At 33.8% G+C, this 15010-nt stretch carries 19 protein-coding genes and 1 tRNA gene; 3 read left to right on the top strand and 17 right to left on the bottom strand.

Going from position 1 to position 15010, the window contains the following annotated elements; translation table 11 throughout:
* Positions 1-3: 3 nt before the first annotated feature.
* From CRN91_RS04975 to CRN91_RS04950, 6 genes are all read right to left on the bottom strand, one after another.
* Positions 4-1191: an MvaI/BcnI family restriction endonuclease gene (locus CRN91_RS04975; RefSeq protein WP_114115338.1), complete on the bottom strand. Its 1188-nt coding sequence runs from the start codon at positions 1189-1191 to the stop codon at positions 4-6.
* A complete protein-coding gene (locus tag CRN91_RS04970; RefSeq protein WP_114115337.1) occupies positions 1181-1660 on the bottom strand; it encodes a hypothetical protein in 480 nt (159 codons plus the stop codon). Before CRN91_RS04970 ends, CRN91_RS04975 begins: the two co-directional genes overlap by 11 nt.
* A 197-nt stretch (positions 1661-1857) precedes the next feature.
* Positions 1858-2124 (bottom strand): hypothetical protein, encoded by a 267-nt coding sequence (locus tag CRN91_RS04965; protein ID WP_114115336.1) that lies wholly within the window; start codon positions 2122-2124, stop codon positions 1858-1860.
* A gap of 9 nt (positions 2125-2133) precedes the next feature.
* On the bottom strand, positions 2134-2643 hold the full coding sequence (locus tag CRN91_RS04960; protein ID WP_114115335.1) for a hypothetical protein: 510 nt from the start codon (positions 2641-2643) through the stop codon (positions 2134-2136).
* Between the two features lie 240 nt (positions 2644-2883).
* Positions 2884-3495: a hypothetical protein gene (locus tag CRN91_RS04955; RefSeq protein ID WP_114115334.1), complete on the bottom strand. Its 612-nt coding sequence runs from the start codon at positions 3493-3495 to the stop codon at positions 2884-2886.
* A gap of 1 nt (position 3496) precedes the next feature.
* The gene (locus CRN91_RS04950) at positions 3497-4120 is read right to left on the bottom strand and encodes a toxin-antitoxin system YwqK family antitoxin (protein ID WP_114115333.1); all 624 of its coding nucleotides are present in this window, start codon (positions 4118-4120) and stop codon (positions 3497-3499) included.
* 292 nt (positions 4121-4412) lie between these two features.
* On the opposite strand from CRN91_RS04950, the gene CRN91_RS08655 reads away from it, so the two are divergent.
* On the top strand, positions 4413-4586 hold the full coding sequence (locus CRN91_RS08655) for a hypothetical protein (RefSeq protein WP_168177013.1): 174 nt from the start codon (positions 4413-4415) through the stop codon (positions 4584-4586).
* Positions 4587-4622: 36 nt separating this feature from the next.
* Here CRN91_RS08655 and CRN91_RS04945 read toward each other — a convergent pair whose 3' ends face one another.
* The 10 genes from CRN91_RS04945 to CRN91_RS04900 all read right to left on the bottom strand — a co-directional run bounded on the left by CRN91_RS04945 (position 4623) and on the right by CRN91_RS04900 (position 12409).
* Positions 4623-5024, bottom strand: coding sequence for a hypothetical protein (locus tag CRN91_RS04945; protein WP_114115332.1), 402 nt, complete (start codon positions 5022-5024; stop codon positions 4623-4625).
* Positions 5021-5779 carry a toxin-antitoxin system YwqK family antitoxin gene (locus CRN91_RS04940; protein WP_146993393.1) on the bottom strand — a complete coding sequence of 253 codons (759 nt, stop codon included), beginning with the start codon at positions 5777-5779 and terminating at the stop codon, positions 5021-5023. The genes CRN91_RS04945 and CRN91_RS04940 overlap by 4 nt, the downstream gene beginning before the upstream one ends.
* Before the next feature lie 14 nt (positions 5780-5793).
* Entirely contained in the window at positions 5794-6804 is a 1011-nt protein-coding gene (locus CRN91_RS04935) for a tyrosine-type recombinase/integrase (protein ID WP_114115330.1), read from the bottom strand.
* A gap of 93 nt (positions 6805-6897) precedes the next feature.
* Positions 6898-6973 (bottom strand) — tRNA-Lys (locus tag CRN91_RS04930).
* Positions 6974-7025: 52 nt separating this feature from the next.
* Positions 7026-7304 carry an HU family DNA-binding protein gene (locus CRN91_RS04925; RefSeq protein ID WP_114115329.1) on the bottom strand — a complete coding sequence of 93 codons (279 nt, stop codon included), beginning with the start codon at positions 7302-7304 and terminating at the stop codon, positions 7026-7028.
* A gap of 43 nt (positions 7305-7347) precedes the next feature.
* Positions 7348-9021 (bottom strand): 30S ribosomal protein S1, encoded by a 1674-nt coding sequence (gene rpsA / locus CRN91_RS04920; RefSeq protein WP_114115328.1) that lies wholly within the window; start codon positions 9019-9021, stop codon positions 7348-7350.
* Positions 9022-9110: 89 nt separating this feature from the next.
* A complete protein-coding gene (cmk, locus tag CRN91_RS04915; protein WP_114115327.1) occupies positions 9111-9776 on the bottom strand; it encodes a (d)CMP kinase in 666 nt (221 codons plus the stop codon).
* A 17-nt stretch (positions 9777-9793) separates the two neighbouring features.
* Positions 9794-11287: a lysine--tRNA ligase gene (gene lysS / locus CRN91_RS04910; RefSeq protein ID WP_114116065.1), complete on the bottom strand. Its 1494-nt coding sequence runs from the start codon at positions 11285-11287 to the stop codon at positions 9794-9796.
* Between the two features lie 10 nt (positions 11288-11297).
* Positions 11298-11960, bottom strand: a complete 663-nt coding sequence (locus CRN91_RS04905; RefSeq protein ID WP_114116066.1) for a tetratricopeptide repeat protein — start codon at positions 11958-11960, stop codon at positions 11298-11300.
* A gap of 5 nt (positions 11961-11965) precedes the next feature.
* Positions 11966-12409 carry a cytochrome c-type biogenesis protein gene (locus tag CRN91_RS04900; RefSeq protein ID WP_114115326.1) on the bottom strand — a complete coding sequence of 148 codons (444 nt, stop codon included), beginning with the start codon at positions 12407-12409 and terminating at the stop codon, positions 11966-11968.
* 37 nt (positions 12410-12446) lie between these two features.
* Between CRN91_RS04900 and CRN91_RS04895 the strand changes: the two genes are divergently transcribed.
* Both CRN91_RS04895 and CRN91_RS04890 read left to right on the top strand, forming a co-directional pair.
* Positions 12447-14297, top strand: a complete 1851-nt coding sequence (locus tag CRN91_RS04895) for an ATP-binding cassette domain-containing protein (protein ID WP_114115325.1) — start codon at positions 12447-12449, stop codon at positions 14295-14297.
* Positions 14290-14835 (top strand): haloacid dehalogenase-like hydrolase, encoded by a 546-nt coding sequence (locus CRN91_RS04890; RefSeq protein WP_114115324.1) that lies wholly within the window; start codon positions 14290-14292, stop codon positions 14833-14835. Before CRN91_RS04895 ends, CRN91_RS04890 begins: the two co-directional genes overlap by 8 nt.
* Here the strand turns inward: CRN91_RS04890 and CRN91_RS04885 are convergent.
* Positions 14825-15010 (bottom strand): hypothetical protein, encoded by a 186-nt coding sequence (locus tag CRN91_RS04885; protein ID WP_114115323.1) that lies wholly within the window; start codon positions 15008-15010, stop codon positions 14825-14827. The genes CRN91_RS04890 and CRN91_RS04885 overlap by 11 nt on opposite strands.

The following is a 15010-nucleotide window of genomic DNA, read 5'->3' as shown; positions in this document are numbered from 1 at the left end:
AGCTTAATACCTAAGGTCGTGCTTTATTGCCTCTGGAAATAATGCAGGCAATTGATTAGGTTTAAGTTTAAATAAAAAACCATGGTCCCTCCACTTTCCTGATTCTTTGATATGCATCGTATAATCCATCGTAATAATGCCTGTTTCTATTAGAGTTTCAAATTTAGATATATATGGATTCATAGTGTGCTCAGCTTCAACGTAATGAAACTCTTCATTTATACCATCTCCTTGACAAACTGCTTTAATCCAAAAGGTTTCTTTATGTTTATCTAGAAGACGCTTCTTAAGCTCTGAAATTAGCCAAGTAGTATCATGCTCCGCATTAAAGTCATTTAAATTAACATCTTTAAACATTTGTCTTAGATAACCATTGACATAATCTAAATCAAAAAATAAACCAAGCGAATTAGGCTTCAAACCACTTATTGTGTGTCTAAGTGCTAATAGCCCATCTGAGTCAAAATATCCTCGCTTTTGTAAAAGGTTTTCTTTAGGTGCTGATGGACTTAAAGACCACTCTGGAACGCAAGAAAAGAGAGTACTTCTATTCTTTTGAGAAAGTTTTTGACCTACACGAGTAGATTTAAGTTCAATTCCCTTGTAATCTGGTTTTTTGCTGGCATTTGCAATAATTCCGAGTTCAGACTCAATAGTCATTCCAATGCCAGTATCTCCAGCCTTAATAGTTCTAATAAAGCCTTTGTGTGACACTTTTATAAGCTTATTTAGAAGTTCATTAGCCACTTCACTTGTATCTAATTTAACTTTAGGTAACCCTGTCTCAAGAGCGTAATTAAGACTTTTTTTATCTGAACAGTTAATGATATATAAGTCTTGATTAGCTATAACAAGAGCAATTAAATTACCTGCTTTTGCAAGCCTATTAAGTCCAGATATCCATATTCGAGGGTCACCTTTTTTGGTATTTGGTCTATACAAGCTAACAGTTTTATCAAAGATTTCATTACTGGTAATGTAATGAGCGGTTGCCTTATAAATATCCCCTTGTCTTTGGTTTTCATAATCATGAAACTGTTCTCTTTGAAATAGAGCCTTAATAGATTGATGTGCATCAAGAATTGATTTTTTCAAACCGGTTTCAGTTGGAACTAGAAAGGCTACATCATAGTTATGGCCCAAAATAATAGATGCAACATCTTCAATATTAGTGTCTGAATTAGCTAGCATCAGTTAATTTATCAATCGCATCAAATATTGCATGATTACAGTTATGCATATTTGTAAGTGATTCGATATAAAGAGTTCTTAATAGTTTACAGTTATCTGAAATACTATCATCAGGTGAATCTATTAGTTTTTTGGCTATTGCATCCATAACTAGAAATTCACTCTTCATTCTAATCACAGTAGCTGCAATCTTTTTTTGAATAACATGGGTTTCAATGCTTTCATCTTTTTCTATCATACTAAGGATAAGCTCTAATTCAGGTTTAATATTCCAGAAAACTTTTTTATTAAACCTAGTTAAAGAATCTTCTATGAATTGTTTAAGTTTTTTTATATCTGCACTATCGTCTGATAAATCAATTTCAGGCAGTTCCTTTTGTATAAATGATATGTTTTGATGAATCTCATTTAGCTCTTCTAGGAGTATTTCATTAATAACTCCTAGTGCTGTGTCATATATACTTCTCATAAAAAGTATTGTAGTTTATTCTGAAACTAAATACTACCCATCACCCGATTAATAGGACTTGATTCATGTTCAATACATAGATGAGCATAACGTTTAGTAACACTTATTTGTTTATGCCCTAGAACATCTGCATGCAATGTTCAATGGGATGATTAAAAAAAGGGAGGCTAGTGCCTCCCCAGTAAGTTAGTGTTTAATTAAATACAATCCCAATAAGATAATTGCTTTTCAGTAAAGTCTCCAAACGATTGTAAGTATTTAACGTCAGCTTTATGTTCAGCTTCTAGAAACTCAGTCATCTCGTTAACGCTGTCGATGTGTCTTTGAATTTCTACTTGTCTGTCAGCTTCCGAAAGATTACAAAACCATTCAGCTTCTGCACCACGTGGACGTGAATCAGGACTATCTTTAACCATGTCTAAATAAAAATAAAAATCTGCTTGTGTGTTTTTATCGATTTGCATTATTTAACCCTAATTTTTCATTGTAACGAAACCATATGAAATTGTGACATGAATCCAGCTCACATCCAATAAATAAGTGATTAGATATTGGATTTGTTGTCTCTTAGTAGAGTCAAATCTTCTAATATCAATGGGATTGCGTTCTCCATCAAGTAAATTCTTGGATTGAAAGTTTAAAGCGGGTGCAGTGTACTTATGTCTTTCCTCAGGGTTTTTGATTCTAGCCATTAGCATTCCATTAGTGGAAAAAGCTCCAAAGTAGTGGCTTAAGAAGTAATCCTCCACATACACCTCCTCACCTAGAACATCAGTGAATAGATTGGTAAAGCTATTAAAGCCATTTTCATTTGGCTTCATAAGGTTATCAGCTGTGTTTCGTATGCACTCAGACCAAGCCTCATCAATGTTCATATTGTGCTTTTCTGCATAGCAATGAACTGAATCAATAAGCTCTTCCTGTCCGGGTGGTCCTATGATGATATCTAAGTGGTCTTTATTAGATTGGTTTTGGTATGACATACCTACCTCCTTTTTAGTGTTTTAAGGGAAATCCTAAGGTACACAATATGGAACAAATACCTGGTTCTTAAGGGGAACTAAGCCTTCAACTATTAAATTATATCAGCATTAAATACAGTCAAAGTGATTAACAGTTATCCATCATTTCTGCTACTTTATGGAGCTATGAATAAATTTCTAAATATTAAGGCGCTAGCATCTAACTAGCGCCTCATATTAGATATATTAATTATTAGCCATTTAGTTTTTCCATAGTGCATTTTTTTGTTCAGATTTAGCTTTTCTATCTGCTGTCATTTGTTTCTGACGTTCAATCAGAAATTCTTTTTGCTCATCACTAAGTGAAGCATTAACTGCTGAACGTAATGGGTCATTACCTCGCATATCTTTTTGACACTCTACTATTTTCTCTTCATTTTCCTCATCAATTGCATTTTTAAATGCTAAAGACATGTAAGTTGTTGCAACTTTTAAAGTCTCCTTGTGCAAAGCGACTTTAAACTCCTGTAATTTAGAGCTTTCAATCTCCTCATATGAAGCCAAGCTATCAGCTTTTGAGTAGCCTATAAAGGCCAATGCGCGACCTACAGCAATGGTCTCACAGGCCTCATAATGAGATGAATTATTTATGTTGCTCGAGCCTTCAACTTCGTGAGCATGAGCTGTACCTCTAATCGTGCCATCGACCACAGCATGCGCCTTAAAAATTACATGACCTACCTCGTCCTTAACAATTTCAGTGAGTATTTGGGCAGTCTCGTATGTAGAGCAAAAAGCCTTGACTCTTGAGCTGATTTTTGAGTAATCTGCATCTTTTAGATTAGCTATTTCATTTAAATTAAATGTATTCATATTAACCCTCCACGTGGTTTGTTCTAGTCCAGCAAAAGCCATGCTTGTAGTTCTCTTCTTTTTTCTTGCTACCATTCTCACGATAAGTAACGCTGTACCCATCTAGAAGACCATCCTCATAATTGTCCTCATATTGTATTTGACCGTTTTCATACCAACCCATAGTCTTACCCTCTCGTCTTCCATATTCATAATTGGAGTGAGTCTCCTTTTGACCGTTCTCATGCCAAGTTATACAAACTCCATGAGGCTTTCCATCCTCGTAGTGATGTTCACATCTCTTATGTCCGTTTGAGTACCAATTTATATACTCACCATGCATTTCTCCATCTTTCCATGTTATTAAATCAATAGGCGTGCCATCCTCACTCCATAAAGAATCCTTACCATCTGTCTGACCATCCTTGAAGAATTGCTCTCTATTCAAGAGACCATTCTCATGCCAAGAAATGTGCTTTCCATGACGCTCACCATTTTTAAACCTTTTTTCTGACTTTAATTGCCCACTCTCGTACCACTTCGTCCATAGTCCATGGCGCTGACTATTTTTATAAGTTACTTCTCCCGATTTCTTACCATTGTCAAAATAGGTAGGTAATGTTCCATCCGTTAGATATGCTTGCATACAGTTCTCCTCCGATAACTAGTGGTGTAGTTAAATGATTTATTGGTCGTAGAAACCAAAGCTTTTTGTGTGACAACAGAAACTGATTTAGTGGCTTAGCATGCCGATTCCCGATTCATTTTTGAAGGGATTATTTTGTGCGTTTCTGAGGGGTGACATTATACAACATTTTGACTTAAAAGTCAAGCCCTATAGCTATTAAAGCCCTCTAGAATAGGCTTTTTACTGACTTTATAACATATGATTATTTTAGTGTTACAATTAGATTAGTTCAATTGATTTGTGTTTGTTTATGACTAAATTTGATAAAGAGCTTATTATTCAAGTAGAGGAAGCCATAAAGTTCTTAGAAAATATTACATGTGGTGCCCCGCCACCATCTATTGAATATCAAGAAATGCGTCATAAAAACATTAAAGAATACGTTGAAAAGCTAATTAAGAAAAACGACGAATCAAAAGATTAGTTTCATAATTTTTAATTAAATACTTTGGTTCTTTCATTAGAATAGTTTTTTTTCTGCTACAGAGCATTTTGCCTTTTGTAACCACCATGCAATAATTGTTCCATCATACGTAATTTTAAAATCATAGGAATATAAGCCAGATATTCTTGATATCGATACAGAGCCCTTGTAAACACTCTTTCTATCAACTTCATTACAAATCATATGCACATGAGTATCTGTTGTGTAGTAACTAATTGGAGTTGCCATACAGAATGGAAGTCCATCCAGTGTAGCCCGATTGTTTTCAAATAATTGAACTTCAAAAGCATCTCCAATACTTTCTCCAGAATCTGCCTCTCCAATCCATTGCTGAGGACCAGCATCACAAATTAGATAGGTTGCATATGAACTAAAAGGAAGAATCGATAAAATAAGAATTTGAATTATTTTTTTCATAGCCATCTACCATCATTCGTTCGGAAGGGGGTGTTAACTTTAATTGATTCAATGTCACATCCAGAGCTATCATTTTTAAAAATACTAAAAGTCAAAAGGCTTACGTTATCTGACCTGTCCTCAGTAAGCAAAATATTACACTCTCCCAAAAGTTTTCCCTTAGAAAAAATAGCCTCTTTCCATATACTTCCTCCAGCAAACCAAGTCCAATTACCATCTGGCATCCCTGCTTTATAATTCCCTTCAACGGTAGAGCCTGGAGAACGTAAAAATGCTCTGCCTTCTTTTAGCCCGTTCTCATAAAAGTGTTCTTTAAGTATTTCGCCCTTTAAGCCCCAAGCAAAACTTTTGCCCTCCGTTTTGCCATCTTTATGATTGTATTCAAATCGCTTCTTTCCATTCTCATACCAATTTAGCCATTTACCTTCGGGCTTTCCATCAATGAAGTTAGCTTCAAAAGATTTTTGTCCATTCCTCCACCAAGCGATGTGCCTTCCAACCTTCTTGCCATCAAGGTAATCACCCTTTGAACTATACTGCCCATATCCATCTTTAAATACGCATATACTTGTTGCAGAAATACCTTTTTCTTGATTGGGTAAAAATATTTGAGAATAATTATTCCTATACTGAACTTTTGGGTCATCGTCACAGAACTCACTTAAAGTAAAATCTATTTCGTAATAATTTGTATTTTGAGCAGTGAATACTTGAAAACTTAATGTTAAAAGTAAAATTAAGAGTAGTTTTTTCATAATAGGATTATAATTCAAATATAACCCATCACCCTGTTAATTAGACTTGACTTATGCTCTATACATAGATGAGCATAGCGTTTAGTCACACTAATCTGTTTATGCCCAAGAACATCTGCTATCTCTAAGAGAGATGCCCCTGATTGAGCTAAATAGGAAGCACAGGAATGACGAAGGTCGTGGAATCTAAAGTCCTCAATATCAGCATCCTCGAGTGCCCTCTTCCAAGGCTTAGTAAAGCAATAAGCAACATTCTCTTTAACTTTAGATTCGAAGATTAAATGACTCTCATTTTTATTAAATAGTTGTAGTTCTTTAATTACAGAATCAGTCAAAGGCAGAACTTTAGGCTGACCGTTTTTAGTGGTTGAGACATAAGCGGTTCTCCTATCAAAATCAATATCATTCCACCTTAGTTGAGTGAGTTCTCCCTTGCGTGCTCCAGTCGTTATGGCAAGCATTACTATTAGGTACAATTTATCCCAATGAGAGTCTCTACAAGAGGTAAATAGACGCATTCTTTCAGCTTCTGATAAGAACCTAATTCGCTCATTATTCTCAGGTAATGAAGGGATTTTACGGACAGGGTTTGTGGGTAAATCAAAGGCTCTGCAAGCATAACTAAATACAACACTAATAGCTGCCTTATAGCGATTAATAGTTGCATTAGAAAAATGATTGGGTAGTTGTTGTAATCCATCATAAATATCATTTTTGGTAATATCAATAATGAGCTTCTCACCTAGCATTTCTGACCAATATCCTAGCTTCCTACCCTGCTCTTTTAGCCTCGAACCCCTATACTCCTTATATAGGTATTCTGCTACCAAGTCCTTGAACAAAGTAACACTACTCTTGCCTTGCATTGAATGCATAGCTGAGACATCACTTTCCATCCTTAAAGCAAACTCTTTAGCTAACTTTTTCGTTGGAAATGTTTTGGTTAATGTCTTGAGTCCTTGCTTACGAATAAACACACGATAGGACGAATTGTTTGTATTGAGAATCTTTTGTATAGTTGCCACGGTAAACCTCCACTTAAGTGCACGAAATTTGCACGAAATGCTAAGATTTATGTTACAAAAAAGGGCTTCCTTGACTAGAAACCCTTATGTATATGGTGGGGCGTGAGCGACTTGAACGCTCGACCAGCGGATTAAAAGTCCGATGCTCTACCAACTGAGCTAACGCCCCATATAAAAACGAGAAATTATACTGAACTCAAATGTATTAATCAATCGTAAAACTAATCTTTATTTACAGACTCTTTTAAAGTTTTTCCAGGCTTAAAAAACGGCACAGATTTTTCTAATACCTCAGTCTTTTGACCAGTTTTTGGATTTATACCAATCCTGCCTTTACGATGTCTTTTTTTGAAGCCACCAAAACCACGAATCTCGACACCTTTTCCTGAGATTATTGCTTTACTTATTTCTTCAAGAATAATATCAATTGAGTTTTTAGCATCAGATCTAGAAATGCTAGTTGCCTTTGAGATTTCTTCAATAAGTTCTGTTTTTTTCATAAAAAAAGACTAACGCAATTAAGCATAGAAACAAAATTAAGGTTTATTTATCTTTTGCTTCTTTTAAAAGATCACCAAGAGTAGACCCTGCAGATTGTGAAGATTGATTATTATAATCTTCCATTGCTGCTTTTTCTTCAACTGAATCTTTGGCTTTCATACTTAGAGAAACCTTTCTTGTTCTTTTATCTATTAGAATAATAGCAACTTCAACCTCTGCACCTTGCTTTAAAACTGTTGATGCATCCTCTACTCTATCTTGAGAGATTTCAGATGATTTAAGATAACCCGTTATCCCTTCAGCAAGTTCAATAACTGCTCCTCTTGCATCAACTTCATGAATAGTTCCTTTTACCACTGATCCTTTAGGATTCGATGTTGCATATTGAGAGAAATTATCTGATGTAAGTTGTTTAATACCTAATGAAATACGTTCTTTTTCAGCATCAATATTAAGAATAACTACATCAAGCTCTTGTCCCTTTGAAAAGGTTGACACGATTTGATCAGGAGATTGCTTTTCCCAAGAAATATCAGCTAAATGAATAAGCCCATCTATTCCACCTGGAAGTCCAACAAAAAGTCCAAAATCGGTAATGGATTTAATCGTTACGTTTATTGTATCATTCTTATTATGAGAGCCTTCAAAAGCCTCCCATGGATTTTCTTTTGCTTGCTTCATGCTTAATGAAATTCTATGCTTTGATTCTTGAACATCTAGAATAACAACATCAACTTCCTGGCCTAGTTTTACAAACTTAGAAGGTCTTGCATTTGCGTTGGTCCAGTCCATTTCGCTAACATGCACAAGGCCTTCAACACCCTCTTCAATTCGAACAAACGCGCCATAATCTGTTAGATTAGAAACAACACCAGAGACTTTTTTACCCATTGGCAAGCGTTCAGAAATATTATCCCAAGGACTTGGAGTTAACTGCTTAAGTCCTAATGAGACTCTCATTTTTTCTTTGTCATAATTTAGAATCTTAACTGTAATCTTATCACCTATTGCTAATTTCTCAGATGGGTGATTAACACGCTGCCAAGAAATATCTGTAATGTGAAGAAGTCCATCTACACCACCAAGGTCAACAAAAGCACCATAGTCAGCAAGATTTTTAACAATTCCTTCAACTTCTTTACCAGTATCTAGATTTTCAATTAGTGCTTCTCTGTCTGCTGAATTAACTTCTTGCATGACTGCTTTTCTAGAAATAACAATATTATTCCTTACTTCATCCATTTTGATAACAATGGCTTCAATTTCTTGACCTAAGAGAAAATCAAAATCTTTAACAGGTCTAACATCAACTAATGAGCCAGGTAAGAATGCCTTGATAACACCAATATCAACTGTCATTCCACCCTTCACTGAACCTGTAACAATACCTTTTACAACCTCTTTAGAGTTCATAGCAGCTTCCAGCTCTTGCCACATCTTAATACGTTTAGCTTTTTCACGGGACAATAATGTATGGCCTAAACCATCATCAATAGACTCAAGTGCAACTTCTACTACATCACCTTCTGTGATTTCAAGAACGCCCTTAGGATCTTTAAATTCGTTTAATGAAATAAAACCTTCAGATTTAAGACCAACATTAATAATCGCTTTTTCACGATTCATGCTGACAACTGTTCCCATTAGTAGGGCTCCAGGTTTTACGTTTTGTTGTATTTCGCTATTTTCAAATAGCTCGGAAAATGATTCTGACATATAATCTCGATGTTTGCCGCTAATTATTAAGCTATATCGGTTTTTGCTTAATTCTTATCGGGTTAGTTAAAAATAAAAGACTTAACCGCTTAAGCCTTAACTAGCGCCATTACTTTCGCAATGACTTCATTAATATCTAAATCAGATGTATCGATTATTAATGCATCTTTAGCAGGTTTTAAGGGGGAATGCTTTCGACTTACGTCCCTTTCATCCCTTTTCTTTACCTCATCCAAAGTTTGCGAAATGTTACCAGTAATGCCTTGTTCATGCAACTGTTTTAACCTTCTTTTTGCTCTCTCCTCTACATTTGCAGTTAAAAAAACTTTAAATGGAGCATCTGAGAATACAACTGTGCCCATATCTCTTCCATCAGCAACTAATCCTGGCAACATTTTAAATTTTTTTTGTCTAATTAGTAATGAGTCTCTAAGAGGCCCAATCATGGCAAGTTTTGAAGCAATAGCAGCAATTTTCTCAGTTCTCAGTTGGGCTGAAACCTCAACATTATCAAGATATATATTAAGATGCTTTGTCTTATTATTAGTTTCGAATCTCAGATCAAGTTCAGATGATAATTCTAACAACTTATCTAAATTATCTAATGAAATATTTTTAATAGTTACTGCCAATGCTAAAGATCGATAAATTGCACCAGAGTCTAAAATATGCCAGTTCAAATTATTAGCAATAACGCTAGCAACAGTCCCCTTTCCAACTCCACTAGGTCCATCAATAGTTAAGACTGGAATCATATTAAGGAAAATTAAAATTATTTTTCAAATTCTGGTCTCATATGAGGAAAAAGCAAAACATCACGTATTGATGCAGCATTTGTGAATAACATAATTAAACGATCAATACCAATACCTTCTCCTGCAGTTGGAGGCATACCATATTCAAGAGCTCTTATATAGTCCGCATCGTAATGCATTGCCTCATCATCTCCAGCATCTTTTTCAGCAACCTGATCTTGAAACCTTTGTGCCTGATCTTCAGAGTCATTAAGCTCTGAAAATCCATTTGCAATTTCCCGACCACCAATAAATAATTCAAATCGATCAGTTATAAATGGATTATTATCATTTTTCCTTGCCAAAGGAGACACTTCAGTTGGATATTCAGTAACAAATGTTGGATGAATTAGCTTTTCTTCAACAGTTGCTTCGAAAATTTCAATTTGAATCTTACCAAGACCCCAACTATCCTTAATATGAATATCTAAATTCTTTGCAGTTTTCATAGCATTTTCTTCTGATAGGTCACTGGCATTTAATTTTGGATTGTATTTTAAAATTGAATCAAATACACTTAAACGATCAAATGGTTTTGAAAAATCAAACTCATTTTCCTGATACTTAATTTTAGAAGCTTTACAAACATCTAAGGCAATCCCCTTAATTAAACTCTCAGTAAGATCCATAAAATCATGATATGTAGCATAAGCCTGATAAAACTCAATCATCGTAAATTCAGGATTATGTCTTGTAGAGAGGCCTTCATTCCTAAAGTTACGATTAATCTCAAAAACTCGATCAAATCCACCAACAACAAGGCGCTTGAGATAAAGCTCTGGAGCGATTCTTAAATATAAATCCATATCTAATGCATTATGATGAGTAATAAATGGTTTTGCTACTGCACCTCCAGGAATAACTTGCATCATTGGAGTCTCTACTTCCAAATATTGATTAGTAATAAAAAATTGCCTAATATAAGCAATAATTTCTGATCGCCTTTGAAAAACTTTACGGGATTCTTCATTCATTATTAAATCGACATATCGCTGTCTATATATTGTTTCTTGGTCAGATAAGCCATGAAACTTTTCAGGCAAAGGTCGCAGTGATTTTGTAAGCAATTTGATTTCACTAACTCTAACTGAAAGTTCACCAGTTTGTGTCTTAAAAAGGACTCCTTTAGCGCCAACAATATCTCCAATGTCCCATTTCTTAAATTGCTCATTATAAAAACCATCATCAAGCTCATCCCTTGTGACAAAAAGCTGTATTTGATCTGAGGTATCTTGGAGCTGAACAAAACTTGCCTTTCCCATAACTCTTTTAAGCATTATTCTTCCAGCAATAGAGACTTTATTTTTACTTTCTTGAAGCTGATCATTGGAAAACTCGTCAAATTCCTCATGAAGAGATTTGGCTAAGTTTTCAGGTTTAAAATCATTAATAAATGGATTACCAGCTTCTCTTAAGGAGGCTAATTTTGATTTTCTTTCAGCAACTAATTTATTCTCTTCTTGATAATTCACATTAGTCTCATCATTTTTTTGATTTTTCAATTTCATCCTCAGCTATTTTTTTAGCATTTTTAAAGTCACTTTCTGCCATCTTTTTCTTTCCAAGTCTTTCAAGAACAGAGCCTCGATTATAATATGCTTGATAAAAATTATTATCTAATTCAATAGCCTTATTAAAATCTTTAAGCGCTAATTCATCCTTTGCTATTTTAGAGTATGCGTTTCCTCGATTATAATAAGCTGCAATATATTTAGAATCTATCAATATTGCTTTTGAATAAGTATTTATTGCTTTATCAGCAGCATTTAATCGGTCATAACAGTTACCTAAGTTATTTATTGCACCAACATCTTTTGGTTTAAGTTTTAATGCAGCTTCAAAAAAATTTATTGCCTCATTAAAGTTTTCCTTTTCCTGCTCCATGTAGGCCATACAAAAAAATGCCTCAGAACTATTTGGATTAGCTGAAATAGCTTTAGCCATACTTTCATAAGCAAGATCTCCATTACCTTGTTGTAAATGAAGGTTTCCAAGATTCAAAAATGCATTTGATATTAATTCTTTATCCGTTGAGCTATGATTAATTAGCGCATTCCAACCCTGAATTGCAAGAGACAAATCTCCATTTTTTTGATGCTTATATGCCTCAACTACTAAATCACTTATTTCATTATTAGTATTCATATTTATCATTTCAATAAATTTTTAGCTCTTTCAATTTCATTGGGTGTTTTATTGTCTGAATTGTTTTTATTTCGTGTGGCTTTAAATAAATAAATAAAACAAAGAACTAAAAATATTAAAGGTGCAAACCAGAGAAAATAAGTTGTATAGTTAATTGGTGGCTTAAAAACAACAAAGTCTCCATATCGTTGAATCATATATGAATAAATATCTTTATCAGAGTCACCACTAAGAATCATATCTTGAACTTGCTTACGAAGATCTTTTGCAAGACCTGAATTGGATCCACCAATACTTTGGCCTTGACAAACTGGACACCTAATATTATTGATTAGCTCAGTATATCTTTCTTCTTGAACAACATTGTTAAAATCATTGGCCTCTATACTTTCAGCATAAGTACCTTGAATAAGTATAAGTAAGACTATAAATTGAATAAAATAACGCATTCAAATAGCTGTTATTTAAAAATATAAATTTTAACGTATGCCACTAATAACCTTAGACAATATTTCATTAAGATTTTCTGAAAAAATAATTCTAGATGAAATCAATGCAACAATCTTAAAAGGTGACAAGATAGGCTTGATTGGAAGAAATGGTGAGGGGAAATCAAGCTTTCTGAAAGTTTTAGCTGGATATATTAATGCAGATGATGGCAATTTAAAAGTCAAAAATAACACTAGAATAAGTTATCTAGAGCAACAACCACCTGAAGATAATGATTATTTTCTATTCAGTATTGTAGCTCAAGGCCTAGGAGAAGTTGGAGATCTTCTTGCAAGTTATCATGAGTCATTACAAAATGGTGATAATAAAAAAAACTCTCAACTACAAGAAGAAATTGAAAGTAGGGATTTATGGCACTATTTACATCAAATTGAAACTATTTTAAATCGATTTAAGTTAGATGCTAACGCAAGACTCTCAACCCTATCTGGCGGCTGGAAAAGGAGAGTAATGCTAGCAAAAGCAATTGTTCAAGAACCAGATCTTCTTTTGCTTGACGAGCCAACAAACCATATGGATATTACAGCAATCCTTGATTTAGAAAAAATGTTAAAAGATTATCATGGAACACTTATTCTTATTAGCCATGATCGTTCTTTTGTAAGAGGAATTGTTAATAAAATTTTTGATCTTGATCGTGGAAAATTATCAATATTTGATTGTGGCTATCAAGATTATTTAAAAAGAAAAGAAAATTTACTTAATAGTGAAGAGCTTGAAAATGCAAGATTTAACAAAAAACTTGCTCAGGAGGAAACATGGATTCGACAGGGTATTAAGGCTAGACGAACCCGAAATGAAGGCCGCGTTAGAGCACTTGAAGAAATGCGTAGACAGTTTACTAATAAACGTAAGCAACAAGGTCAAGTAAAAATTCATGCTTTAGAAGATGAAAAACGAGTCTCTAAAATTGTTTTTGAAGTAAAAAATATTAGCTATAAAATTAATCAACTTGAGCTTGTTAAATTATTTTCTCTATTAGTTTTAAAGGGAGAAAAAATAGGCATTATTGGAGGTAATGGTTCTGGAAAATCTACCTTAATTCGGCTTCTTCTTGGTCAATTAATTCCTGATTTAGGCTCTATTCGACGATCGAAGACAATCCAACTAGCATACTATGATCAGATGAGAGAGACTCTAGAGCCAAATATGAAGGCTATGGACTTTGTGTCTGGAGGCAAAGATTACATAGATATAAATGGCAAAAATAAGCATGTAATTGGATATTTAAGACAATTTTTATTTACAGGTAAACAAGCAATGGCTCCAATAAAAATGTTTTCAGGTGGTGAGAAAAATCGACTAATGCTTGCAAAAATCTTATCTCAACCTGCGAATCTTTTAGTACTTGATGAGCCTACTAATGATCTAGATGTTGAAACTCTTGAATTATTAGAAGAAATGTTAATTGATTATTCAGGAACAGTAATTCTAATCTCTCATGATAGAACATTTTTAAACAATATTGTTAGCTCAACCATAGTAATGGAGGGAAATGCTGTTATTGAGCAGTATTCAGGAGGATATGATGATTATATTGCCCAAGTTAAAGATAAAAAAAATATAATTTCTAATAAGGGTAACAATTTAAAAGCTAGGCTAGAAAAACCAAAGCAAAAGCTTTCATATAATGATCAACAACTATTAAAATCCATACCTGGTGATATTGAAAATCTAGAAAATGAAATTTTTGTTGCTCAAAAATCACTTTCTGATCCAGATTTCTATCAAAATCCAGATGCTCACAATTTAAATATCAAATTATATGAGATGGAAAAAAAATTAGAATCACTTTATGAACAATGGAGTAAATTAGATAATGGATAAAAATTTAATTCCTTTAATTGTTGACTTGGACCACACTCTTATTGATACTGATTTGTTATTTTTATCTTCTCTGGGTGTTTTATCTAAAAGACCATGGTTAATTTTCCATTATTTATTTTGGCTTTGGAAAGGCAAGGGCTTTCTTAAAGACCAATTAGTAAGGCGATTTGAAATTAATATATCTGAGCTGCCATATAATGAAGATGTTATTAGCTTTATTATGCAAAGAAAAAAACAAGGGAGTCAAATAGTACTTGCAACAGCTTCACATAAAAATTATGCATTTGCAGTAGCAAAGCATCTTAAAATTTTTGATGATGTTATGGCTAGTAATAAAGACTTTAATTTGTCAAGTCATAATAAGGCAGAAACCTTAGTGAAACGTTATGGTGAAAAAAACTTTGACTATATGGGAGATCATATGCGAGATATACCAGTTTGGGAGGTCTCTAATTTATCGATAATAGTTAATGCCACAAACCGAATTATTACTAATACAAATCATCTAAATACCCTAGTAATTTCTTCTAAGGGATAGAGCCTTCAACTAAAAAAGATATACTACCAAGCACAAGATAAATCAAAAATGTTGCTACTAGAACCCATGAAATGACCATGGTAAGAGCAATATCTTTTTTTAAAATTCGGGTATAAAAAAGCCAAATTACGTAGCTAACTACACCTGCAACAATGAACAATCTAAGTATAAACAT

This window comes from Candidatus Thioglobus sp. NP1, assembly GCF_003326015.1.
Lineage (GTDB): Bacteria > Pseudomonadota > Gammaproteobacteria > PS1 > Pseudothioglobaceae > Pseudothioglobus > Pseudothioglobus singularis_A.
Note: the sequence above shows the minus strand (reverse complement) of the source record. Positions and strands in the feature narration are given on the sequence as shown.

Bases quoted from the DNA above. Each gene is read 5' to 3' on its own strand.
- CRN91_RS04950 (WP_114115333.1), bottom strand. From the start codon at position 4,120: ATGCAAGCATATCTAACGGATGGAACATTACCTACCTATTTTGACAAT.
- CRN91_RS04900 (WP_114115326.1), bottom strand. From the start codon at position 12,409: ATGCGTTATTTTATTCAATTTATAGTCTTACTTATACTTATTCAAGGT.
- CRN91_RS04975 (WP_114115338.1), bottom strand. From the start codon at position 1,191: ATGCTAGCTAATTCAGACACTAATATTGAAGATGTTGCATCTATTATT.
- CRN91_RS04885 (WP_114115323.1), bottom strand. From the start codon at position 15,010: ATGTTTATACTTAGATTGTTCATTGTTGCAGGTGTAGTTAGCTACGTA.
- CRN91_RS04960 (WP_114115335.1), bottom strand. From the start codon at position 2,643: ATGTCATACCAAAACCAATCTAATAAAGACCACTTAGATATCATCATA.
- rpsA (WP_114115328.1), bottom strand. From the start codon at position 9,021: ATGTCAGAATCATTTTCCGAGCTATTTGAAAATAGCGAAATACAACAA.
- CRN91_RS04925 (WP_114115329.1), bottom strand. From the start codon at position 7,304: ATGAAAAAAACAGAACTTATTGAAGAAATCTCAAAGGCAACTAGCATT.
- cmk (WP_114115327.1), bottom strand. From the start codon at position 9,776: ATGATTCCAGTCTTAACTATTGATGGACCTAGTGGAGTTGGAAAGGGG.
- CRN91_RS04965 (WP_114115336.1), bottom strand. From the start codon at position 2,124: ATGCAAATCGATAAAAACACACAAGCAGATTTTTATTTTTATTTAGAC.
- CRN91_RS04940 (WP_146993393.1), bottom strand. From the start codon at position 5,779: ATGAAAAAACTACTCTTAATTTTACTTTTAACATTAAGTTTTCAAGTA.
- CRN91_RS04890 (WP_114115324.1), top strand. From the start codon at position 14,290: ATGGATAAAAATTTAATTCCTTTAATTGTTGACTTGGACCACACTCTT.
- CRN91_RS04970 (WP_114115337.1), bottom strand. From the start codon at position 1,660: ATGAGAAGTATATATGACACAGCACTAGGAGTTATTAATGAAATACTC.
- CRN91_RS04895 (WP_114115325.1), top strand. From the start codon at position 12,447: ATGCCACTAATAACCTTAGACAATATTTCATTAAGATTTTCTGAAAAA.
- CRN91_RS04945 (WP_114115332.1), bottom strand. From the start codon at position 5,024: ATGAAAAAAATAATTCAAATTCTTATTTTATCGATTCTTCCTTTTAGT.
- CRN91_RS08655 (WP_168177013.1), top strand. From the start codon at position 4,413: ATGACTAAATTTGATAAAGAGCTTATTATTCAAGTAGAGGAAGCCATA.
- CRN91_RS04905 (WP_114116066.1), bottom strand. From the start codon at position 11,960: ATGAATACTAATAATGAAATAAGTGATTTAGTAGTTGAGGCATATAAG.
- CRN91_RS04955 (WP_114115334.1), bottom strand. From the start codon at position 3,495: ATGAATACATTTAATTTAAATGAAATAGCTAATCTAAAAGATGCAGAT.